The following is a 20,505-nucleotide window of genomic DNA, read 5'->3' as shown; positions in this document are numbered from 1 at the left end:
CATAGAGAGCAGCTATCGTACGGGGATGCAGTTCCAGCAGCTCCAGTACTTCGTGGCGGTCGCCGAGACCCGGCACTTCACCCGCGCCGCCGAGGCGGTCCACGTCGCCCAGCCCTCCTTGTCGCAGCAGATCAGGGCGCTGGAGCGGGAGCTCGGCGCGGACCTGTTCCTGCGGGCGCGCGGCAACATCAGCCTCACCGACGCGGGCGAGGCCCTGCTGCCGCTGGCCCGCCGCATCCTCGCCGACGCGGACACGGCCCGGCACGAGGTGCAGGAGCTGGTGCAGCTGCGTGGCGGCCGGGTCCGGCTGGGGGCGACCCCGAGCCTGTGTACCGGTCTGCTGCCGGACGTGCTGCGTGCCTTCCACGACCGCTATCCCGGCATCCGGCTGATGATCGAGGAGGGCGGCTCCCACGATCTCGTACGGCTGCTCGCGCGCGGCGCCCTGGATCTGGCCCTGGTGGTCCTGCCGCTGCCCACCCCGTCCCCGGCGCTGACGACGGTGGAACTGCTGCGCGAGGACCTGGTCGTCGTGTCCTCGCCGGAGGTGCCCGCGCCCGGTGGTGCGGGCCGCCGTACCGTGCGGGTCGCCGACCTGGAGAGCGAGCCGCTGGTGATGTTCCGGCACGGCTACGACCTGCGGGAACTGACGGTGGCCGCGTGCCGTGCCGAGGGGTTCGAGCCGGACTTCGCGGTGGAGGGCGGGGAGATGGACGCGGTGCTGGGCTTCGTACGGGCGGGGCTGGGCGTGGCCGTCGTACCGCGCATGGTCGCCACGCGCTCGGGGCGGGGACTGCGGGTCACCCCGTTGGCGCGCCCCGGACTGCACCGGACGATCGCGCTGGCCCACCGCAGCGATGTGGCCCCGCCGCGGGCGGCACGGGAGTTGCAGCGGATGCTGCTGGAGCGTTGAGGAGCCGCAGTATGGGGATTTCTCGCACAGGGGTGGGGGCTGACACGGCGGATCCTGGCGGTCGGCGCGGCGTTGATGGTGCTCGCGGGGGGAGGGCGACCTGGCCGGCGGAGGGTTGCTGCCCTTCACGCCCGTGGACGACCGGGCCGTCAGGGGACGTCTGAACTCCCTCGACCTGCACGCCGGCCCGACGGGAACCGGAACCGCAGCGGCGTACGCGCAGACCCGGGGCGGCGAACACCCCGTGCTCGTCGCGCCGGGCGGGGACACGGGCCACGTCGTCGTGGTGGCCCGCACCCACGCTTCCCTGCGTTCACCGCCGCTGCCCTGGGACCGGGGCGGGGCTCAGCCCGTCGCGTCCACCAGCGCCAGCTCGTGCAGCCGCTCCGGCGGGCCCGGGCGGGCGTAGTACCAGCCCTGGGCCGTGTCGCAGCCCAGTATCCGCAACTGCTCGGCCTGGGCCCCGGTTTCGACGCCCTCGACCGTCACCGCCAGGTCCAGGCCGTGGGCGAGGGAGACGATCCCCTCGACGATCTTGAGGTCGACCGGGTCGGCGGGGAACTGCTGCATGCTCTGGGTGAAGGAGCGGTCCAGCTTGAGGACGCTGACCGGGAGACGGCGCAGGTTCGCCAGGTTCGAGTAGCCGGTGCCGAAGTCGTCCAGGGCGATGTCGACGCCCATCTCGGCGAGTCGGCGCAGCGGCTTGAGCAGGTCGTCGTCGGCGCCGATGAGGGCCGACTCCGTGACTTCGAGGCAGAGGGCGTCCGGGGCGACGCCCGCGCGCTCCAGGATGTCCACCGTGTCCTGGACCAGGCCGGGGTGAGTGAGCTGGCAGGGCGAGAGGTTGACGTTGATGCGGAGCGGGCCGCCCGCGGTGTCCTCGCCGTACCGTTCTCGCCACTCGCGCGCCTGCCGTACCGACTGCTCCAGGACCCAGCGGCCGAGCGGCACGATCAGCCCGGTGTGCTCGGCGAGCGGGATGAACCGGTCCGGGCCCAGGACGCCGTGCTGCGGGTGCAGCCAGCGCACCAGCGCCTCGGCGCCCCGCACACTGCCGTCACCGAGGTGCACCAGCGGCTGGTACTCGATGAAGAACTCGCCCCGCTCCAGGGCCGCGGGCAGCTGGGTGGTCAGCCCGTGCCGGGTGATGGCGCGGGCGTCGGCCTCCGGGTCGGCCAGCTCGAACCGGTTGCCACCCGCCGACTTGGCCCGGTACATGGTGATGTCGGCGCTGCGCAGCACCTCCGCGGGGCCCCGCTCCCCCGTCGGGCCCTCGACGATGCCGATGCTGCCGCGCACGGTCAGCTCGCGGCCGTCGATACGGACCGGGGCGAGCAGGACGTTCATGATGCGCGCCGCGAGGTCGTCGACCTCGCTCTCGGTGTCCGGGCCGGTGGTCAGCGCCACGAACTCGTCACCGCCGAGGCGGGCGACCATCTCGCCCGGCGCGGTCGCGCAGGACTGGAGCCGGTCGGCGACCTCGACGAGCAGCCGGTCGCCGGCCGCGTGGCCGAGGCTGTCGTTGATGGTCTTGAAGCCGTCGAGGTCGAGGTAGCACAGGCCGAACCGCTGGCCCTCGCCGGCGTTGAGCGCCTTCTCCAGGCGTTCGAAGAACAGGGTGCGGTTGGGCAGCCCGGTGAGGGCGTCGTGCGTGGCCTCGTAGCGCAGCCGGAGGTTGAGCAGCCGGCGCTCGGTGGTGTCCTCCATGAGGGCGAGCTGGTACTGCGGGACGCCGTCGGCGTCGCGCAGCAGGGAGACCGTCAGGTTGGTCCACAGGACCGTTCCGTCCGGGCGGTAGAAGGCCTTTTCGAGGTGGTAGTGCTCGCGCTCGCCGCGGACGAGTTCGTCGTAGAGCGTCCAGGTCTGGGGCGCGTCCTCGGGGTGGGTCCACTCCTGGACCTTGCGGCCGCGCATGCTCTGGTCGGTGAGGCCGAACATGCGCAGCAGCGCGCCGTTGACCTGGAGGACGTTGCCGTCCAGGTCGGCGATGCCGATTCCTATGGCCGCGCCCTCGAACACCGCCCGGAACCGGGCCTCGGTGGCGTGCAGCGCCTGCGCCACCACGCCCTGCGCCTCCAGCGCGGCCTGCGCGATGGCCTCCTGCTCGGCCAGCGTCCGCTCGCGCAGCGCCTGCGCGAACCCGGCGGCCATGGCGTGCTGGAGGCGTGCGGACCGGGACCGCAGGTCCTCACGGTCGCCTTCGCCGCCGCAGTAGAGCACCAGATAGGCGTCGACGCAGTCCAGGGAGCGGCTCAGCGCCTCCGGATCGGTGCAGTGGGCGGTGACGAGGCCGGCGCCGACCGCCCGGCCCGCGTCCGTGTCGACGGTCCTGGCCACGAGCGCCTCGCTCAACCGGCGGGCCAGCGGCAGCAGTTGCTTCTCGAACTCCAGCCGGGTCGCGGACGTCGACGTCACCGGGAACACGGCCCGGCTCCAGATCGTCGCGAACCGGCGCAGTCTGTCCTCCGGCCCGTCCGGCTCGGCGATCACGCGGAACGCCCCACGCCGCCGAACTGCGAGAAGGCCCACGGATCCTCGTCCTCGGGGTCCCAGTTCTCCGACTCCGGCCGCCACCGCGGCATCGGTACCAGTCCGGGTTCCACCATGTCGTACCCCTCGAAGAACCGTGCGATCTGGTCGTGCGAGCGCATGATCAGCGGGTTGCGGATGTCCTCGTACACGTCCATCGCGCCCTGGACCTGCTCCTGCGACAGCGGGATGCCCTCGTAGGCGGCGTGCGTGAGCACCAGCAGGCTGCCGGGCGCGAGCGCGTCGCGCAGCTCGGCCACCGCTCCGTAGGGGTCGTCCGCGTCTTCCACGAAGTGCAGTATGGCAACGAGAAGCACCGCCACCGGACGGTTCGGGTCGATCAGTCGCCGGACCTCGGCGCTCTCCAGGATCTCCTGGGGCTTGCGGAGGTCGGCCGCGACGACGCCCGCGTCCGGGTTGTCCGCGATGACCGCCTGGCTGTGCGCGACCGCCACCGGATCGTGGTCGACGTAGACGACACGGGCGCCGGGGCTGGCGCTCTGGGCGACCTCGTGGACGTTGCCGAAGGTGGGTATGCCGGAGCCGATGTCCAGGAACTGCGTGACGCCCTCGTCGACCGCGAACCGCACCGCCCGGCGCATGAACGCCCGGTTCGCCTGCATGATCTTCGGCAGTCCCGGCACGTGCTCCATGGCCTTGCGGGCGGCCACCCGGTCGGCCTCGAAGTTGTGCGAACCGCCCAGATAGAAGTCGTAGATACGCGCCACGCTCGGCACCGAGATGTCGATGCTCCGGGGAGCCCAGGCGGGACGCTCCATGTATCTCTCCAAGGCGTAGGCGATCCGGTGTTCGAGCTGAGGCTACTGATCGCCTGCCAATGGGGCGAGCGGAAACGGAAATTGACCGTCCGTTCCCGGTCACTGCCTGCGGCACGTGCCGCTCGGAAGTGGCTGTGGATTCGCTACGAAACGTAGGCGCCGCACTCCGGAGAGTTCCGGAACGGGCGCCGAATCACGGGGGGTTGGGCGGAATGACGGCAAACCGGTCCGGCCCCTCCGTGCGGTGCGGAGGGGCCGGACCGGTGGACCGGTGGGGCCGGAGTCACTTGTCGGAGACGCCGACCATCTCTCCGTTGGGACGGACCGCGTACCAGGTGCCGCCGACGCCCTGGCCGTTGGTGTCGCCGGGCTGCTTGTCGGCCGCGAAGGTGTAGATGGGCGAGCAGTTGACCGTCTGCTGCTTGACACCGTCGGAACGGGTGAAGCTCATCAGGCCCTTCTTCTGGACGCCCTTGGTGTCGTTCGCCGACACGGGCGCCACGACCGGCCACTTCTCCAGGCAGGCACCGTTGCAGTTCGAGACCGGCTCGGGCCAGGCCTTGTCCTTGGCGAAGCGGTAGACCGTCATGCCGTTCTTGTCGACGACGATCTCGCCCAGGTCGGGATCGTTGCGCGTGGACAGCCCGGGCAGGCTGGCGACGGACGCCTTCTTGCCGGTGGGCGCCAGCGCGTACCACTTGCCGCCAACGCCCTGACCGGTGAGATCGCCGGGCTTGGTGTCCTTGGCGTAGCGGTAGGCGGGCCAGCCGGCGATGGTGAGCTGCTTGCTGCCGTCGGCGCGGGTCACCTCGCCGAGCAGCGCCTTGTCGATACCGGCACCGGCCGAGGCGTCGTCCGCGGGCACCGGCGGCCAGGCCGTCGCACAGTCGCCGTTGCAGTTCGACTTCGGCGGCTCGGCGGTGTCCTCGTCGAAGCGGTAGAGGCTGAGACCGGTGGCGTCCGTCAGCACGTCCCCGAGCTCGGCGTTCGCGGAGACCTGCAGCTTGCCGGCCGAGGCCGACTGGGCTCCGAGGTTCCCCTGGCCGATCGCGGTCGAACTCGCCGTGGGGCTGGGGCTGGTACCGGTCCCGAGACCGGAGCCGACACCGCCGTAGCCGCCCGCCGCCGCCGTGGCTCCGACGTTCTGGCTGCCCACCGACGAGGTGCCGCCTTCCTGGCCGCACGCCGTCGTCAGCGCCAGCACCACCGCAGCACTCGCCACGAGTGAGGCGTTCCGCCAGGAGGTCTTCATCGTCAACTCCCCATAAATCCTTAGGGTGTTGCAGCGCCCTTCTGCGCCGCCGCACGACAATGGGTACGCACCGGAGCAGGGGTTGTGTTCAACCGTCCCGCAAATTTCTTTCCGGAGGCTGTGACCACACCCGCCTCGGGCCGCACAGATGTACGTGCCATCGGACGGACGAACGCCTGGGATTCAAACATCCGGCGGCCATTTGTCCCTCCTTCGGACCAATCTCTTCGCGCCCGCGCGTGGGACGGCGGGACAGGCCTCATGATCTCCGTCGTGCATCGACCCGAATCGCCCCAATCCGCCTCCGCCATACGGGTGTTGGCCCTGCTGACATTGACGTGGGCGCTCATCGGGCCCACGGCCGGGGTGGCCGAGGCGGACGCCTGCGCCTACGCCTCGGTCGGCCCCGGCGGCGCCGAGGTGGTGGCGGTCGCCGGCAGCCTCACCACCTGGCCCAGTCACCCGCCCTGCCCGAAACCGAAACCCACCCCCACACCCACGCCCACCCCGACACCCACTCCCCCAGAGCCCCCTTGCACTCCGACACCCTCCCCGGACCCCACACCGAAGCCGCCTCCGACGCGGAAACCGCCGAAACCCAGGCCCACCCCGACGCCGGAGCCACCGGCCCCCGCACCCCCGCCGCCCGCACCGACACCGCAGCCGGCGCCGCCGCGGGCACGGCCGACACCGCCGCCCGCACCCGTCCCGCCCCCGCCCCCTACCCCCACCCCGAGCCCGAGCCCGACACGGACGCCGCCGCCCAAGCCGGCTCCGGGCCCCTCCGCGCCCCCGGTGAGCTACCCGGCCTACCACCACGCGAAGGCGCCCGACCGGCCCACGCACAGCACGACCTCGCCCGTGATCTACGTCCTGCTCATCACCGCGCCCGCGGTGGTCGCCGTGGCCGCCCTGCGGCCCCGCTAGTGCCGATCCTGGAGGCATCCCTTGCCGGAATGGCTTGTTCTCATCCTCGCGATGCTGGCCGCGTGCGCGGTGGTGGTCGTCATCACGCTCATCCGCCACAAGGCGGCACCCGTGGACGAGGATCCCAGCGAGACCCCGGACGTCATCGAGTACATGACGATGTGGATCGGGGTGGTGTACGCCATCGTCCTGGGTCTGGCCATCGCGGGCGTGTGGGAGGCCCGCAGCGCGGCCCAGGACCACGTCCAGGCGGAGGCCCAGGCGCTGCACGAGATCTCGGAGCGGGTGCAGGTCTACCCGGCCGACGCCCGTGACCGCATTCGGGCCGATGTCAACGCCTATGTCGGACACGTCGTCACGACGGAGTGGAAGGAGATGGCCGACCACCGCCGCATGACCGAACAGGGCACCGAGCTCCTCGACCGGCTCCGCACGGACGTCACCTCCTACGAGCCGAGGAGCGACTTCGAGGCCCAGGCCTACCAGCCGCTCGTCGACCAGGTGGCCGCCGTGGACCAGGCCCGCAACGCCCGCGCGGACTCGGTCGAGCCCACGATGCCCGGGGTGGTCTGGTTCGGCCTGCTGGGCGGCGGTGTCGTCACCATCGGGATGGTCTTCGCGCTGCAGATCCGGCGCACGACCCGCGAGCTGATCCTGGCCGGCCTGTTCTCCGCGCTGATCGCCTTCCTGCTCTTCCTGATCTGGGACTTCGACGCCCCCTACAGCCGGGGCATCACGGCGTCGGCGGAGCCGTTCTACGCCCTCTTCCCGGACGTCAAGGGCTGACCGGCGCTCACCGCGAGTACCCGCGAAGGGGACACCGGCGGCCGACACACCGCCGGTGTCCCCTGGGCGGCCCACCCGTATGCCCCATTCGGAGCGACAGCGATCGCGCGGACGGACGCCTGTTCCTAGCGTTTCGGTCATCGAGGTGCATTCCCGACACTGGCGGAACAGGTCCGCAGTTGCTCCTCGGGGACCGGAGGAACCACCATGCGCGCGATACGCGTCGCTTCGGCCGCACTGCTGGGCGTGACCGCCCTGACCTTCTGCGCACCGGCCGCCGTGGCGAGCGGCGACACCCCCGTCACTCCCTTCGGTTTCAGCGTCGTGCCCTCGACCGTCGCCCCCGGTGACAAGGTGGCGCTGCTGCTGGAACGGGACCACGGCGGCTGCAAGGGCTCCGCGACCGTCATGTCGGGGGTGTTCGACACCGCCGTCATCCCGCCGCGCAGGAGCCAGACGACGGTCGGGGTCGACTGGGACGCCAGACCCGGCGCGGTCTACCAGGTGACGTTCACCTGCGACGGCGTGAGCGGCACCACCGGCCTGACCATCGCCGACGGCCGTCCGGCCGGTTCCAGGCCGTTGCCGTTGCACCCCGACCGGGGCGTGCACGCCGGTGAGGGCGGCACCCTCGCCGGGCTCGACGTCAAGGAGCTCGGCCTCGGCGCCCTGCTGATCGCGGGCTCGATCGGGGCGGCATACCACTTCTCCCTTCGCCGCACCGGCGAGGACGGCGCCTGAGGGCTTACCCGGGCGGACCGGCACAGACCGCCGCCCCGGTTCCTCTCGGAGTCCGGGGCGGCGATCCTCTCCGAAGGGGACGGAGATCAGATGTGCTTCTCGGTGCGCCTGCGCATCCAGAACACCCCGCCGCCGATGACGGCCAGGGCCACCAGACCGCCGCCGATGGCCATGTCGGTCGGCGTGGCCCCGCTGGAGCTGCTGCCGCCGAGACCGCCGCGGACGCCTCCGATGACGGTGAAGGCCGTGGGGTTGATCACGGTGCCGTTGCCGCAGACGACGCTGATGCTGTGCGATCCCGTGGCCGCGTCCCGGTTGACCGTGGCGCGTCCCGTCGCCAGGTTGTTGGCCCCGGTCGTCAGCCTGATCGTCCGGAACGCGTCCGAGCTCGCGGTGGCGTTCCCGGTGCAGTTGTTGACGGTGATGGTCAGTTGTCCGCCCCGGGCGATGACGTTGGGAAGGGCGACGACGTTGCTCGGGCTCAGATTCATGCCGTCCCGCGCGACGGCCGCCGGAGCGGTGAGTCCGAGCACGGCGACCGCGGCACCGGCGGCCGCCAGGGCACGAGTAGTACGCATGTGAATCCTCCGCGGGAGACGCCCCGGGAACGGTCCCCGGTGGATCGGCGAGAAAACGCCTCCCAGAAAGACCCTCAGACGCCTTGCCCGAACCCGCATTTCGAGAATGGTCCGTCCTGGTGAGAGGACACGCCGAACGAAAAGCGCACAATCGGATATCTCCGCAGGTCACGGACCGTCAGAAAATTCCTGTTCACGGCAACTCGGATGGCGCACCACCCGCGTTCGGGGGCCACCCGTTCGCCGTTGCCCCGTCGCCGGTTTCGCGCGCGGGACTTAGCGTTCTCGTATGCGCGAATGACGCGGCGACGGCCGCGTCGAGAGGGGAAGTCAATGTCTGCGTCCGAGCTGGCCGACCTGGCCGAAGAAGAGGAGCAGCGGAAGAAGCGCGCTCCCTGGGGCGTGATAGCGCTTGTTCTGCTGACCGGTCTCGCGCTCATCCGGAACGGTTCGGGGGAGTTCGACGTCGGGCCGCCGCAGCCCGCGTCGGCGGCCGCGGCGGACAGCCGGGTGCCCGGCAGCGCCTTCGGCAACGCCCCCGCTCCCCTGCCGTTCGCCGAGCCCGACCGGGTGTCCATCCCGGCGATCCGGGTCGACGCGCCGCTGGTGCCGGTCGGCCTGGACTCGGACGGCTGGGTCGGCGCGCCGCCGCCGGAGGACCCGAACCTGGCCGGCTGGTTCACGGGTGCGGTGTCCCCGGGTGAGAAGGGCACCGCGGTCGTCGACGGTCACGTGGACAACAAACAGGGCCCCGCCGTGTTCTACGGACTGGGGGCCCTGAAGAAGGGAAATCGCGTCGAGATCAGGCGCAAGGACGGAAAGACGGCGGTCTTCGAGATCTACGGCATCGAGGTCTTCGAGAAGAACAATTTCCCCGGCGACCGTGTCTACGGTTCCAAGGGCGCCCCGGAATTGCGGGTCATCACCTGCGGGGGCGGTTTCTCCAAGCAGAGCGGTTACGCCGGTAACGTCGTCGCCTTCGCCCGCCTGGCCGAGGTCCGCTGAGCGTTCCCCGGCCCGGCGGGCGTATGCCGGCTATGCGTACTGCCGTCGCGGGACGGTGATGTGGTAGCCGGAATCGATGAGCTGCGGAAGATAGTCGCGCAGCGCCCGGACACTCTGGGAGCGGTCGCCCCCGGCGTCGTGCGAGAGCACCACGACGCCGGGGGCGGCGCCGTTCTCCACCCGGCCGACGATGCGGCGGGTGCCCGGGGTGGTCCAGTCGAGGGTGTCCACGGTCCAGGCGAGGGGGTCCATGCCGAGTTCGGCGCCGAGCTGGAACGCGGCCCGGTTCCAGGCGCCGTAGGGGGCGCGGAACCATTCGGGGCGCTCCCCGTAGGCGTCCTCGATGACGTCGCAGGTGCGTTCCATCTCGGAGCGGATGCGGGAGCGGCTGAGCCGGGTGAGCAGCGGGTGGGACCAGGTGTGGTTGCCGACGACGTGTCCCTCGTCGGCCATCCGGGCCAGCAGGTCCTGGTTGTCGACCGCCATCTCCCCGCACACGAAGAACATCGCGCGGACGTCGTACTCGGCCAGCGTGTCCAGGATGTGCGGGGTGTAGCGGGGATCGGGTCCGTCGTCGAAGGTCAGCACCATGGTGCGGCCGCGGCCGGAGACCTTCAGCAACGGCTCGTGGCGCACGAGCGTCTTCCTGGGAGCGGTGTGCGGCGGACCGTATCCGGTCAGGGGCTGGAGGCGGTAGGCCGAGGACTTGACCGCGCGACGGGCCGGTGGGCCGGCGGCGGGGAGCGCCGGGCGGACCGGCTCCTCGCCGGTGAGGGCCGCGAGCACTCCGGCCGTGCCGGCGGCCCCGACCGCGGCGGCGCCGGCCAGCAGGGCCCTGCGCCGCGTGAGCACCGCCGCCGCCTTCGACGACAGCCGTGTGAGCAACTGATCCTTCGTCATGACTCATCAGTCGCCCGGCGGAGCGCCGACGCACCTCAGCAACACCGGTGCGGCGGCACGAATACACCCGCACGGCGCAGCGAAGACCTCCGGGCGGTCTGGCGGAACGTCAGCACGACGTCGTGCGGGGTCGATCGGCTACGGCCCCGGCCTCGTCCCCTCCGTCGAGGCCGGGGTGCCGAGGGCGGCGACGGGCTTCGGTGACGGCCCGTTCGCGGCCCGCCCTTCGGGTGCCCCTTTTCCAGAAAGCTTGCGCACCCAAGTCGACGGGGGCCCGTACGCCGCCCGGACCTGCGGCTTCCGATAGCCTCGGGGCCGTGACGGAACAGCACTCGCACCAGTTCGAGCGGGGCACGGACGGGCCCAAGGTCATCGTCGTCGGCGTGGACGGCTCCGACTCCTCGCTCCGCGCCGCGGCCTACGCCGGTGGTCTGGCCCGGCGGCAGAACGCGCTGCTCGCCGTGGTGTACGTCCAGCCGGTGATCGCCTCGGGAGCCGCGCTCGGCGCCCCGGTCGCCGAGACGACGGACGAGATCGCCGAGGACCTGGTCGCCCAGATCCGGCTCGCCACCGAGCAGAACAAGGGGATATTCGATGTGCGCTGGGAGTTCCACACCTTCCGCGGCGACCCCTACGGCGGGCTGACGAAGGCGGCGGACGAACTCAAGGCCGACGCGGTGGTCGTCGGCGCCTCGGAGCAGGCCGGTCACCGGATCGTCGGTTCGGTCGCGGTACGGCTGGTCAAGGCGGGGCGCTGGCCGGTGACCGTGGTGCCGTAGCGGGCCGTCGGGGCGCACCGCCACCGGGTGTGTGCGTGGCCCCTTCCTTCGCCGCCGTGCCTGCGCCATCATGATCCGCCGTCAGCCGTTTGCCGACCGCGAAGAGGTGAGGCGCATGGCCCGGCTCCGTATGGGCGAGGGGATTCTCCGCCGCAAACCGATCGAGCGCATCGAGGAGACGGAGGCCGACGCGGGCACCGGCCTCGAACGGTCGCTGGGACTGTGGCAACTGACCGCGATCGGCGTGGGCGGCATCATCGGGGCGGGCATCTTCACGCTCGCCGGGACCGTGGCCAACGGTACGGCGGGGCCCGCGGTCCTCGTCTCCTTCCTCGTGGCCGGTGTGGCGAGCGCGGCGGCCGCGCTGTCGTACGCCGAGTTCGCCGGTCTCATCCCGAAGGCCGGGTCCGCGTACACCTACGGCTACGCGGTGCTCGGCGAGTTCGCGGGCTGGTTCATCGGCTGGGACCTGCTCCTGGAGTACACGGCGATCGTGGCGGTGGTGGCGATCGGCATCTCCGGCTACTTCAGCTTCCTGGTCGGGGAGATGGGCGCCGATCTGCCGAACTGGATGCTGGGCGCGCCCGGTACCGGCGACGGGCACCGGGTGGATCTGTTCGCCGCGGTGCTGTGCCTGTTGATCGCGTACCTGCTCACCCTCGGCATCCGCAACGCGGCCCGCTTCGAGATGGTCGTCGTGGTGCTCAAGGTGCTGGTCGTGCTGTTGGTGATCGCGGTCGGGGTCTTCCACATCGACACGGCGAACTACAACCCGTTCTTCCCGTACGGCGTCGGCGGGGCGTTCACCGGGGCGGCGACGGTGTTCTTCGCGGTCTTCGGGTACGACGCCATGTCGACGGCGGCCGAGGAGTCCAAGGACGCGCAGCGGCACATGCCGAAGGCGATCCTGTACTCGCTCGCGATCTCGATGGTGCTGTACGTGGCGGCCTGTCTGGTGCTGACCGGCATGCAGGACTACAAGGACATCGACAAGGAGAGCGGCTTCTCGACGGCGTTCAAGTCGGTGGGGCTCGGCGGGCTCGCGGACGTGATCGCGGTGGGCGCGATCATCGGCATCCTCACGGTGATGTTCACGTTCATGCTCGGGGTGACCCGGGTGTGGTTCTCGATGTCCCGGGACGGGCTGCTGCCCCGGTGGTTCGCCAAGACGCACCCGACGCGGCACGTGCCCACGCGCGTGACGTGGATCGTCGGCTTCGCGTCGGCCGCCATCGCCGGTTTCCTGCCGATCGGCGAGGCGGCCGAACTGACCAACATCGGGATCCTGTTGGCCTTCGTGGTGGTGTGCGCGGCGGTGATCGTGCTGCGGTACCGGCAGCCGGACCTGCCGCGCACCTTCCGTACGCCGTGGATGCCGGTGGTGCCGGCCCTGGGCGTCGGCTTCTCGATCTGGCTGATCACGTATCTGCAGTGGCAGACCTGGGTGCGGTTCGCGGTGTGGTTCGCGATCGGCACCGTGATCTATTTCGGGTACTCGTACAAGCGGTCGGCGTTGGCGGAGCGTTAGAGCTCGCGCAGGAACCCGAGGAGGAGCTCGTTGAACTCCTCGGGCTTCTCCAGGTTGGGGAAGTGCGAGGTGCCCTCCACCAGGACCGAACGGCCGTTGTGCACGGTGTCGGCGTAGCGTTCGGCGTCGGCGAGCAGGTCCGGTGAGTCGAGCGTGCCGTTGACGGTGAGCACCGGTACGTCGATCTTCGGGACGCGGGCCCAGGTGTCGGTCATGGGCACGTGCCAGTTCCGTTCGCCCGGTGTGTGCTTGGCGATGGTGTGCAGGGCCATCTCGCGCAGGTGGTCCAGGATCCGCTGGTCGGTCTCCTCGACCGTGCGGAAGGGGCCCGCGACGGACCGGAGGAACACCTTCAGCCAGCCTTCGACGTCGCCCGAGTGCAGGGTCCGGTGGGACTCGGCCACGACCTGCCGGGTCGCCTCGTGGGTGTACTGGAAGTCGCTGACGGAGGCTCCGCTCAGCACGATCCCCCGGACCAGTTCCGGATACTCGATCGCCATGTCACCGGCGATGGCTCCCCCCATCGAGACGCCGACCAGGGCCGCGGGGCCCGCGTCGAGGTGGCGCAGCAGTGCGGCGAGGTCGTCGGCCCAGCGGAAGGGCTTGGTGGCGTTGGCGGTCCAGCCGTGGCCGCGGACGTCCACGGCGATGACGCGGTGTTCGGCGGCGAGGACCGGCGTCTGGGCCTCGAAGAGACGGTGGTCGATGTAACCGGCGTGCAGCAGGACGACGGGGTCCCCGGTGCCGGTGTCGAGGTAGGCGATGTCCCCGTCGGTGGACGCGAAGAAGCTCAGTTCCGAAGCGACTGTCATGACAACCAAGGTGTCATGTTCGAGGGAGTTTGACAACCGGGTTGTCATGATGGTCCCCGGTGCATGATGAGCGGGTGAACGACATCGACGAGCCACTGCCACCCGACGATCTCGGCCACCGGGTCAGCGAGGTGTTCGACCTGGTCGGCGCCCTCTACCGGCGCGGGCTGCGCAAACTGGAGCAGGACGAGGCGGTCGGGGGCGTGTCCGTCGGCGTGCGCTCCGTCCTCGTCCTGCTGCACAGGTACGGGCCCATGACGGTGCCTCAGATGGCCCGGATCATGGCCCTGACCCGGCAGTTCGTGCAGCGCATGACCAACGACGCGATGGACCGGGGCTGGGCGGAGGCCACGCCCAACCCCGCCCACCAGCGGTCCTCGCTGATCCGGATCACGGACGAGGGCACGGCCGTCATCACCGCGATCCTCGCGCGCGAGCACGCCCTGAACCGGCAGGTCGGCGGCGGCGAGCTGACCGAGGCGGAACTCCGGGCGTGCGTACGCGTGCTGAAGGAGATGTTGCGGACCTTCGACCACGTGGACGTGGACTGACCTACTGCCCCATCACGAGCCCGTCCTTCGCCGCGCCCCGGCTGAGCACCACCTCGCGGATCCGGTCGCGGACGCCCTCGACGTCGGCGCCCTGCCCGATCGCCCGATTGAGGTTCACCACCCGCCCGGCGTCCACGTCGAACATCTGCGGCACGAACTCCGCCTTCGCGACCCGCCAGCGCTCACCCGGCCGGGCGGGCGGGGCGAACGTGAAGCGGCCGAGGGTGGACTGGTTGCCGCGAGGGTCCTGGGCGCCTTCGTGGTTGAACATCTCACCGGCGATCTGGTCGCCCATGCCGTAGACCACCCAGGTGCCGTTGACCTTCTCGTACGCCTGCGGGACATGGGCGTGGGTGCCGAGGATCAGGTCGACGTCGGGACGGATGCCGGTGCGGGCGGCGGTCAGGTCGCGGGCGAGGGCCAGCTGCTGCTCGTCGGGCGCGTCCTGCCATTCGGTGCCCCAGTGCAGCGATACGACGACCACGTCGGCGCCCGCCTTCCGGGCGGCCCGGGCGTCCGCCAGGATCCTGTTCCCGTCCAGCAGGTTCACCGCCCAGGGCTGGCCCTGGGGCAGGGGGAAGCCGTTGGTGTCATAGGTGTAGGCGAGGTGGGCGACCTTGGCAGGGCCCGCGCGCAGGACGGTGACCGTGCGCGCCTCGCCCTCGGTACGGGCCGACCCGGCGTGCCGTACGCCCGCGCGGTCCAGGGCGTCGAGCGTGCGGCGGATGCCCTCGGCGCCGTCGTCGAGACTGTGGTTGGAGGCGGTGGAGCAGCCGTCGTAACCGGTGACGGCAAGGGCCTGGGCCACTTCGGGCGGCGACTTGAAGGTCGGGTAGCCGGTGTAGTCGCCGTTCGCGCCGTAGACGGTCTCCATGTGACACAGCGCCAGATCCGCGGGGGCGACGACGGATCGGATTCCGGCCAGCATCGGACGGAAGTCGTAGCCGTTCCCGCCCGCGTCGAACCGGGCCCGGTCGATGATCGAGCTGTGCGGCAGGACGTCACCGGAGGCGACGAGCGTGAAGCCGCGCGGTGCGGCCGCGGCGGCCGGGGCCGGATGCCCGGAGGTGTCGTGGTCGTGCGCCTGGCAGGCCGCTCCACCGGCGAGAAGGGCCGTGAGGGCCAGGGCAACCTGCCGTCTGCGTGCAATCATCAGCTCACCCCACTGAGGTCATATTTACTGACGAATAGGTATGAGCTTGTCCGTGCCCGCAAACGGCCCGGCCGCCTTGTTGACCCGTCCGGGGCGGACGGGACACGGAAGCGGACGCGGAAGGGACCGTTCACCGAACCGTTCGTCGACGCGATCGACCGTCCGCCGCAGATCCTTGTGCGTGCCCTGTCCCCCGGCCCCGCGCTGAGGTGCCATACGGCCATGACGGCCGGAACCACCCTCACGAACGGGACGACCGCCGAGCACGAGCTCGCCGCACTGCAGCGGGAGCACGGCCGGCCCCTCTTCGCGCTCCTCCTCCGGCTCAGCGACGGCGACCGGCAACGCGCCGAGGACCTGGTGCAGGAGACCCTCGTACGCGCCTGGCAGCATCCCGAGGCGCTGCGCGCCGACGACTTCGAGTCCGTACGGCCCTGGTTGCTGACCGTGGGACGGCGGCTTGCCATCGACGCGCGGCGGGCCCGGCAGGCACGTCCCGCCGAGGTCGGCGACGCGGTGCTGGAGAACGCCCGGGTGTGCGCCGACCACGCCGAGCGGGCCGCCGCCGCCCTCGACGTACGCGAGGCTGTGAAGACACTCACTCCGGAGCACCGTGAAGTCCTGGTGCTCGTGTATTTCCAGGGGGCGAGTGTGGCGGAGGCCGCCGAGATCCTGGGGATTCCGCCCGGTACGGTGAAGTCCCGCGCGTACTACGCGCTGCGCGCCCTGCGCCGGGTGCTTCCGGGATACGCGGCCGACCTGCGGTGAAACCAATGGGAAAGTCAAACCTCCGTAAAGCGCCTTGCTGAGGACCCCGGTTGAGTAATCGGCTGTCCTCATCCGTGTTCCGGATGGGGTCCCCAGGCCCGGGGTCGGGCTACGCGCACGCACCGGAGGAAGGCAGGAAGGGATGCTGCACAGAGGTCAAGAGGGCACGGACGGCACCGGCGGAGGCGAACTCGTCGTCCCCATGGCCTGGTTGTACGCCGAGTACATCGCCGACGAGCTGCTGCGTTCCGGCGATCTGATGCCGCCGACGTCCTTCGAGTTCCGGGCCGGGCGGGACGCGCTGGCGCTGACCGTCTTCCTCGCCGACACCGAGGGAGAGCTCTCCGGGATCCAGGTCGTCTCCCAGCTCGAGAACTGGCTCTCCCTGACGGCGTACGACCAGCCGTGGCAGGACTGGGTGTGCGAGCGGATGGCCGCGCTGACCGCCGAGGCGGTCGCCACCGGCGAGCCCGCCGCGGACCTCGAACTGGCGGCCGCGGCCTGGCGCTGGCTGGAGGAGACGGAACTGCTCGCCCCCGACCTGAACGCGGTGCCTGGCGGTGCGGCGGGGATCGGCGAGGACGAGGGGCCGAAGGTGTGGACACCCGCGTGGCAGCTCGGTCTGCCCCTCGGGCACCTCGCCATCCACCTCTTCTAGCCGTTCTGGATTACTCGCGATCCGGACCAATCCGCGGGGCCGACCGCTCCGAATCCCTTGGTCACGATTCTGTGCATGCCTTGAGTGATTCGGCGGGCTGGTCCGTACCGGTGGGAGCAAGGAGTAACCCCACCCACACTCAACGGTACGAGGTTTCCGCATGAGGTCCTTGGAGAGGCATCGCGACGTCGGCGCGTACGCGCTCGGCGTGCTGGACGAGGCGGAGGCCTTCCGCTTCGAGGACCACCTCATGGAGTGCCCCAGGTGCGCGGCACACGTGACCGAGTTCGGTCCGGTGACCCGCCAGATGATGCTGTACCGCCGGGCGACACCACGGGCCGTGCACCCGATGGCCCAGCCCGGTCCCCAGCTTCTGGGCCGCCTGCTCGGTGAGGTGGCCACCCGCCACCGGGCCCGCCGCAGGCGCCTGCTGTACGCGGTGGCCGCCTCGGTGGTCCTGGCCGTCGGCGGCTCCACCCTGGCGATGTCTGCGGGCGGCGACGCGGCGCGGTCCACCAGCATCGAGGCCACCGACGCCCGTTCCGGTGTCTGGGCCCAGGTGACCACCGAGGACGAGGACTGGGGCACCCAGGTGGAGCTCAAGGTCAAGGACGAGTCCGGCCCCCGCGCCTGTCACCTCGTCGCGATCAGCCACGACGGCAAGGAAGAGACCGTCACCGGCTGGAACGCCACCGGGCACGACACCGGCGACGATCCCATGATGGGCAGCTCCACCTTCCACGCCGACCAGATCGACCACTACGAGGTCAGGACGTCGGGCGGGGAGCGTCTGGTCACGCTGGAGCCGGGCTGACCCGGTCCGGTCACTTGAGCAGGCGCGACAACCGCCGGTCCGCCAGGAGCCTGCCGCCCGTCTGGCAGGTGGGGCAGTACTGGAGGGAGGAGTCGCTGAAGGAGACCTCCCTGATGGTGTCGCCGCAGACCGGGCACGGATCGCCGGTGTGGCCGTGGACACGCAGACCGGACTTCTTCTCCGACTTCAGGCGGCCCGCCGCCACACCCCGTGAGCGTTCCACCGCTTCGGTGAGGGTCGTGCGCAGCGCCCGGTAGAGGGTCTCCGTCTCCTCGGGGGTCAGGGAAGCAGCCAGCTTGAACGGGGACATCCTCGCCGCGTGCAGGATCTCGTCGCTGTAGGCGTTGCCCACGCCGGCGATGAGGGTCTGGTCGCGCAGGGCGCCCTTGAGCTGTCGGCGCTCGTCCTTGAGCAGGGCCGCGAGGCTCGCCCCGTCGAAGTCCTCGGCCAGGGGATCCGGGCCCAGGCGGGCGATGCCGGGAACCTCCTGGGGGTCGGCCACCACGTACACCGCGAGGCGCTTCTGCGTTCCCGCCTCCGTGAGGTCGAAGCCGGCGCCGGTCTCCAGCGCCACCCGGAGGGCGAGGGGGCCCTTGCCGGGGCGGGGCGGGCCGTCGGGCAGCCGGTCCTTCCAGTGCAGCCAGCCCGCGCGGGCCAGGTGGGTGACGAGGTGCGGTCCGCCGTCCGTCGCGAGGTCGAGGAACTTGCCGTGCCGGCGCACGGAGACCACCTCGCGGCCCTCGACGGCGGTGAGCGGAGGGTCGTACGTCTTCAGGACGCTGATGGCCACCGGCAGCACACGCACCATCTCGTGGCCGACCAGGTTCTCGGTGAGGAAGTCCTTGAGCGCTTCGACCTCGGGGAGTTCCGGCATACGTCCAGAGTGCCACCGGGGGCCGCTGTGGTCAGGTCAGGTGCGCTCCGGCACGACGAACTCGCACCACACGCACTTCCCGCCGCCCCGTGCCTCCACGCCCCAGACGTCGCTCAGCAGGTCGACCAGGAGCAGGCCCCGGCCCGAGACTCCCGACTCGCCCGCCTCCCGGCGGCGCGGCAGGGCGCTGGAGGAGTCCTCGACCTCGACGCGCATCCGCCGGTCGGAGCCGGTCAGGACCCGCAGGGTGACGATCGCGGAGCCCTCGGTGTGCATCAGCGCGTTGGTGATCAACTCGTCGGCGACCAGTTCGATCTCGTCGGAGCGCTCCCACGCGCCCCAGGCGCCGACCGCGGCCCGGATCATGTGCCGGGCCCCGGTGAGCGCCTCGGGGTCACCGGGCGCCACGTGCTGCTGGAGGCGGCCGCCGGACTGCGGGGCGTCCAGGTTGCGGCGGCGCAGCAGGAGCAGGGCCACGTCGTCGTCGCCGCCGCGCTCCTCGGCCACGTCGATGAGCCGGTCGGCGAGCTCCCACACGTCGGCGGGGCCCACGGTGATGAGGCTCGTGAGGGTCCGCATGCCGTCGTCCAGGTCGATGCCGGGCTGTTCGACCAGGCCGTCGGTGCACAGCAGCAGGGTGCCCCCTGGATCGAGTTCGAGGGTGGCGACGGGATAGTCGAGCTGCCCGAACTCGGCGGACAGCCCGAGCGGCAGTCCCCCGTCCACGGTCACCCGGCGGCAGCTTCCGTCGGCGTGCCGGACCAGCGGGTCGATGTGGCCCGCGCGCACCACCTGGACGACACCGGTGGCGAGGTCGGCCTCGGCGTACAGACAGGTCGCGAAGCGGTCGGTGTCGAGTTCGTGGAGGAAGACGGAGGCCCGGGCCATCACCGTGGCCGGGGTGTGGCCCTCGGCGGCGTAGGCCCGCAGCACGATCCGCAACTGGCCCATGACGGCGGCGGCGTGGGTGTCGTGGCCCTGGACGTCGCCGATGACGGCACCGACGCGGCCGCCCCCGGAGGGGGTGCCCCCGGGCAGCGGGATCAGGTCGTACCAGTCGCCGCCGATGTCCCGGGCCAGCGCACCCTCGGCGCTGGCGGCCCGGTAGCGGACGGCGACGTCGGCGCCGGGCACGCTCGGGATGGTGCGCGGCAGCATGGCCTGCTGGAGGCCGGTGGCGAGGTCCTTCTCCTGCTCGTAGAGCATGGCGCGCTGGAGGCTCTGGGCGATGCTGCTGCCGAGGGCGATGAGGACGTTGCGGTCCTCGGGGGTGAAGCCGTGGCGGTCGCTGTAGAGCAGGCCCATGGCGCCGATCGGGCGGGCCTCGGCGATCAGCGGGAGGTAGGCCGCGGAGGTGATGTTGAGGCCGGTGATGTGCGGCCACAGGATCGGGTAGCGGTCCGCGAACTCCTCCGGCGACTCGATGAACCGGGGGCTGAGCGTGCGCACGGCCTCGCTCATCGGGTACGGCTCGTCGATGCGGGTGACGTCGGTGCCGGGCACGAAGCTGCCCGCCGGGCCCTCGGCGATCAGCCGGATGCGGCCCGCCTCGACCAGGCCCATGACCAGGCTGGTGGCGCCCAGATGGGTGAGGCCGTGGGTGTCCTTGAGGACGTCGATGACGTCCTGGACGGTGCGGGCGTGGGCGAGAGCGGCGGTGGTGAGCTGGACGACATTGGTCTGCCGACGCAGGGCCTCGTCCTGGGCGGCCTGCTCCCGGCGGGCCTCCAGTTCGCCCATCTCCTGGGTGGCGTCCCGGACGATCCCGATGATCCGGCGCGGGCGGCCCGTCTCGTCGCGCCGGATGTAGCCCTGGGTGTGGGTCCAGCGCAGGGTGCCGTCGCGGCAGCGCAGGCGGAAGTAGGTGCCGTAGTTCTCGCTGCCGTCCTTGATGGCCTGGGATACCAGGGCGTCGAGGCGGTGGGCCTCGGCCCTCGGCACCCGGACGGCGAGGCTCACGGGGTTGTCGTCGTATTCGTCGGGGCGCAGGTCGAAGACCTCGTGGGCCTGGGCGTCCATGTGGAACAGACCGGTGTCCAGGTCCCAGTCGAAGCTGCCCATGCGGTTGAGCGCCAGGATCGGATCCGGGTGGGCGGGCCAGTCGTCCGGGAGTGACAGGGCGCTCGCTCCCCGATCAACCATGTGAGCCACCTTGCCA

At 71.2% G+C, this 20,505-nt stretch carries 20 protein-coding genes; 11 read left to right on the top strand and 9 right to left on the bottom strand.

The window, feature by feature from the left end; genetic code table 11:
* Positions 1-25 precede the first annotated feature (25 nt).
* Entirely contained in the window at positions 26-913 is an 888-nt protein-coding gene (locus ABZ098_RS15615) for a LysR substrate-binding domain-containing protein (protein ID WP_356591169.1), read from the top strand.
* Between the two features lie 345 nt (positions 914-1,258).
* Here ABZ098_RS15615 and ABZ098_RS15610 read toward each other — a convergent pair whose 3' ends face one another.
* The 3 genes from ABZ098_RS15610 to ABZ098_RS15600 form a co-directional block, all read right to left on the bottom strand.
* Positions 1,259-3,403, bottom strand: coding sequence for an EAL domain-containing protein (locus tag ABZ098_RS15610; protein ID WP_356591446.1), 2,145 nt, complete (start codon positions 3,401-3,403; stop codon positions 1,259-1,261).
* Positions 3,400-4,221: an SAM-dependent methyltransferase gene (locus ABZ098_RS15605; protein ID WP_356591167.1), complete on the bottom strand. Its 822-nt coding sequence runs from the start codon at positions 4,219-4,221 to the stop codon at positions 3,400-3,402. The genes ABZ098_RS15610 and ABZ098_RS15605 overlap by 4 nt, the downstream gene beginning before the upstream one ends.
* 283 nt (positions 4,222-4,504) lie before the next feature.
* Positions 4,505-5,473 carry an SCO0930 family lipoprotein gene (locus ABZ098_RS15600; protein WP_356591165.1) on the bottom strand — a complete coding sequence of 323 codons (969 nt, stop codon included), beginning with the start codon at positions 5,471-5,473 and terminating at the stop codon, positions 4,505-4,507.
* A 795-nt stretch (positions 5,474-6,268) separates the two neighbouring features.
* On the opposite strand from ABZ098_RS15600, the gene ABZ098_RS15595 reads away from it, so the two are divergent.
* From ABZ098_RS15595 to ABZ098_RS15585, 3 genes are all read left to right on the top strand, one after another.
* Positions 6,269-6,400: a hypothetical protein gene (locus tag ABZ098_RS15595; protein WP_263973302.1), complete on the top strand. Its 132-nt coding sequence runs from the start codon at positions 6,269-6,271 to the stop codon at positions 6,398-6,400.
* Positions 6,401-6,421: 21 nt separating this feature from the next.
* Complete coding sequence (locus tag ABZ098_RS15590; RefSeq protein WP_356591163.1) at positions 6,422-7,186, top strand: DUF4239 domain-containing protein; 765 nt, start codon at positions 6,422-6,424, stop codon at positions 7,184-7,186.
* Between the two features lie 207 nt (positions 7,187-7,393).
* A complete protein-coding gene (locus ABZ098_RS15585; protein WP_356591161.1) occupies positions 7,394-7,927 on the top strand; it encodes a hypothetical protein in 534 nt (177 codons plus the stop codon).
* An 86-nt stretch (positions 7,928-8,013) separates the two neighbouring features.
* Here ABZ098_RS15585 and ABZ098_RS15580 read toward each other — a convergent pair whose 3' ends face one another.
* The gene (locus ABZ098_RS15580; protein WP_356591159.1) at positions 8,014-8,505 is read right to left on the bottom strand and encodes a hypothetical protein; all 492 of its coding nucleotides are present in this window, start codon (positions 8,503-8,505) and stop codon (positions 8,014-8,016) included.
* A gap of 333 nt (positions 8,506-8,838) precedes the next feature.
* Between ABZ098_RS15580 and ABZ098_RS15575 the strand changes: the two genes are divergently transcribed.
* Complete coding sequence (locus tag ABZ098_RS15575; RefSeq protein WP_356591157.1) at positions 8,839-9,510, top strand: class F sortase; 672 nt, start codon at positions 8,839-8,841, stop codon at positions 9,508-9,510.
* Positions 9,511-9,540: 30 nt separating this feature from the next.
* On the opposite strand, the gene ABZ098_RS15570 is transcribed toward ABZ098_RS15575, so the two are convergent.
* Positions 9,541-10,410, bottom strand: a complete 870-nt coding sequence (locus ABZ098_RS15570; protein WP_356591155.1) for a polysaccharide deacetylase family protein — start codon at positions 10,408-10,410, stop codon at positions 9,541-9,543.
* Between the two features lie 317 nt (positions 10,411-10,727).
* Here ABZ098_RS15570 and ABZ098_RS15565 point away from each other — a divergent pair, with 317 nt between their 5' ends.
* On the top strand, positions 10,728-11,189 hold the full coding sequence (locus tag ABZ098_RS15565; RefSeq protein ID WP_356591153.1) for a universal stress protein: 462 nt from the start codon (positions 10,728-10,730) through the stop codon (positions 11,187-11,189).
* A 115-nt stretch (positions 11,190-11,304) separates the two neighbouring features.
* Entirely contained in the window at positions 11,305-12,717 is a 1,413-nt protein-coding gene (locus ABZ098_RS15560) for an amino acid permease (RefSeq protein ID WP_356591151.1), read from the top strand.
* Here ABZ098_RS15560 and ABZ098_RS15555 read toward each other — a convergent pair.
* Positions 12,714-13,529, bottom strand: a complete 816-nt coding sequence (locus ABZ098_RS15555; RefSeq protein WP_356591149.1) for an alpha/beta hydrolase — start codon at positions 13,527-13,529, stop codon at positions 12,714-12,716. The two genes, ABZ098_RS15560 and ABZ098_RS15555, sit on opposite strands and share 4 nt — an antisense overlap.
* A 74-nt stretch (positions 13,530-13,603) precedes the next feature.
* Here ABZ098_RS15555 and ABZ098_RS15550 point away from each other — a divergent pair, with 74 nt between their 5' ends.
* Positions 13,604-14,080, top strand: coding sequence for a MarR family winged helix-turn-helix transcriptional regulator (locus ABZ098_RS15550; protein ID WP_356591147.1), 477 nt, complete (start codon positions 13,604-13,606; stop codon positions 14,078-14,080).
* 1 nt (position 14,081) lies between these two features.
* On the opposite strand, the gene ABZ098_RS15545 is transcribed toward ABZ098_RS15550, so the two are convergent.
* Positions 14,082-15,233 (bottom strand): CapA family protein, encoded by a 1,152-nt coding sequence (locus ABZ098_RS15545; protein WP_356591145.1) that lies wholly within the window; start codon positions 15,231-15,233, stop codon positions 14,082-14,084.
* A gap of 222 nt (positions 15,234-15,455) precedes the next feature.
* Between ABZ098_RS15545 and ABZ098_RS15540 the strand changes: the two genes are divergently transcribed.
* From ABZ098_RS15540 to ABZ098_RS15530, 3 genes are all read left to right on the top strand, one after another.
* On the top strand, positions 15,456-16,001 hold the full coding sequence (locus ABZ098_RS15540; RefSeq protein ID WP_028807581.1) for a sigma-70 family RNA polymerase sigma factor: 546 nt from the start codon (positions 15,456-15,458) through the stop codon (positions 15,999-16,001).
* Positions 16,002-16,143: 142 nt separating this feature from the next.
* A complete protein-coding gene (locus ABZ098_RS15535; RefSeq protein ID WP_356591143.1) occupies positions 16,144-16,659 on the top strand; it encodes a hypothetical protein in 516 nt (171 codons plus the stop codon).
* A 160-nt stretch (positions 16,660-16,819) separates the two neighbouring features.
* Complete coding sequence (locus ABZ098_RS15530) at positions 16,820-17,473, top strand: zf-HC2 domain-containing protein (protein WP_356591141.1); 654 nt, start codon at positions 16,820-16,822, stop codon at positions 17,471-17,473.
* Positions 17,474-17,483: 10 nt separating this feature from the next.
* On the opposite strand, the gene ABZ098_RS15525 is transcribed toward ABZ098_RS15530, so the two are convergent.
* The gene (locus ABZ098_RS15525) at positions 17,484-18,347 is read right to left on the bottom strand and encodes a DNA-formamidopyrimidine glycosylase family protein (protein ID WP_356591139.1); all 864 of its coding nucleotides are present in this window, start codon (positions 18,345-18,347) and stop codon (positions 17,484-17,486) included.
* A gap of 36 nt (positions 18,348-18,383) precedes the next feature.
* Positions 18,384-20,489: a SpoIIE family protein phosphatase gene (locus ABZ098_RS15520; RefSeq protein ID WP_356591137.1), complete on the bottom strand. Its 2,106-nt coding sequence runs from the start codon at positions 20,487-20,489 to the stop codon at positions 18,384-18,386.
* Between the last annotated feature and the right edge of the window lie 16 nt (positions 20,490-20,505).

It is taken from the genome of Streptomyces sp. NPDC006335 (assembly GCF_040612795.1).
GTDB lineage: Bacteria > Actinomycetota > Actinomycetes > Streptomycetales > Streptomycetaceae > Streptomyces.
The sequence above is the reverse complement of the archived record's forward strand: the minus strand, read 5'-3'. Positions and strand labels throughout refer to the sequence as shown.

Bases quoted from the DNA above. Each gene is read 5' to 3' on its own strand.
- ABZ098_RS15585 (WP_356591161.1), top strand. From the start codon at position 7,394: ATGCGCGCGATACGCGTCGCTTCGGCCGCACTGCTGGGCGTGACCGCC.
- ABZ098_RS15520 (WP_356591137.1), bottom strand. From the start codon at position 20,489: ATGGTTGATCGGGGAGCGAGCGCCCTGTCACTCCCGGACGACTGGCCC.
- ABZ098_RS15615 (WP_356591169.1), top strand. From the start codon at position 26: ATGCAGTTCCAGCAGCTCCAGTACTTCGTGGCGGTCGCCGAGACCCGG.
- ABZ098_RS15535 (WP_356591143.1), top strand. From the start codon at position 16,144: ATGCTGCACAGAGGTCAAGAGGGCACGGACGGCACCGGCGGAGGCGAA.
- ABZ098_RS15560 (WP_356591151.1), top strand. From the start codon at position 11,305: ATGGCCCGGCTCCGTATGGGCGAGGGGATTCTCCGCCGCAAACCGATC.
- ABZ098_RS15600 (WP_356591165.1), bottom strand. From the start codon at position 5,473: ATGAAGACCTCCTGGCGGAACGCCTCACTCGTGGCGAGTGCTGCGGTG.
- ABZ098_RS15555 (WP_356591149.1), bottom strand. From the start codon at position 13,529: ATGACAGTCGCTTCGGAACTGAGCTTCTTCGCGTCCACCGACGGGGAC.
- ABZ098_RS15605 (WP_356591167.1), bottom strand. From the start codon at position 4,221: ATGGAGCGTCCCGCCTGGGCTCCCCGGAGCATCGACATCTCGGTGCCG.
- ABZ098_RS15580 (WP_356591159.1), bottom strand. From the start codon at position 8,505: ATGCGTACTACTCGTGCCCTGGCGGCCGCCGGTGCCGCGGTCGCCGTG.
- ABZ098_RS15575 (WP_356591157.1), top strand. From the start codon at position 8,839: ATGTCTGCGTCCGAGCTGGCCGACCTGGCCGAAGAAGAGGAGCAGCGG.
- ABZ098_RS15570 (WP_356591155.1), bottom strand. From the start codon at position 10,410: ATGACGAAGGATCAGTTGCTCACACGGCTGTCGTCGAAGGCGGCGGCG.
- ABZ098_RS15530 (WP_356591141.1), top strand. From the start codon at position 16,820: ATGAGGTCCTTGGAGAGGCATCGCGACGTCGGCGCGTACGCGCTCGGC.
- ABZ098_RS15545 (WP_356591145.1), bottom strand. From the start codon at position 15,233: ATGATTGCACGCAGACGGCAGGTTGCCCTGGCCCTCACGGCCCTTCTC.
- ABZ098_RS15525 (WP_356591139.1), bottom strand. From the start codon at position 18,347: ATGCCGGAACTCCCCGAGGTCGAAGCGCTCAAGGACTTCCTCACCGAG.
- ABZ098_RS15540 (WP_028807581.1), top strand. From the start codon at position 15,456: ATGACGGCCGGAACCACCCTCACGAACGGGACGACCGCCGAGCACGAG.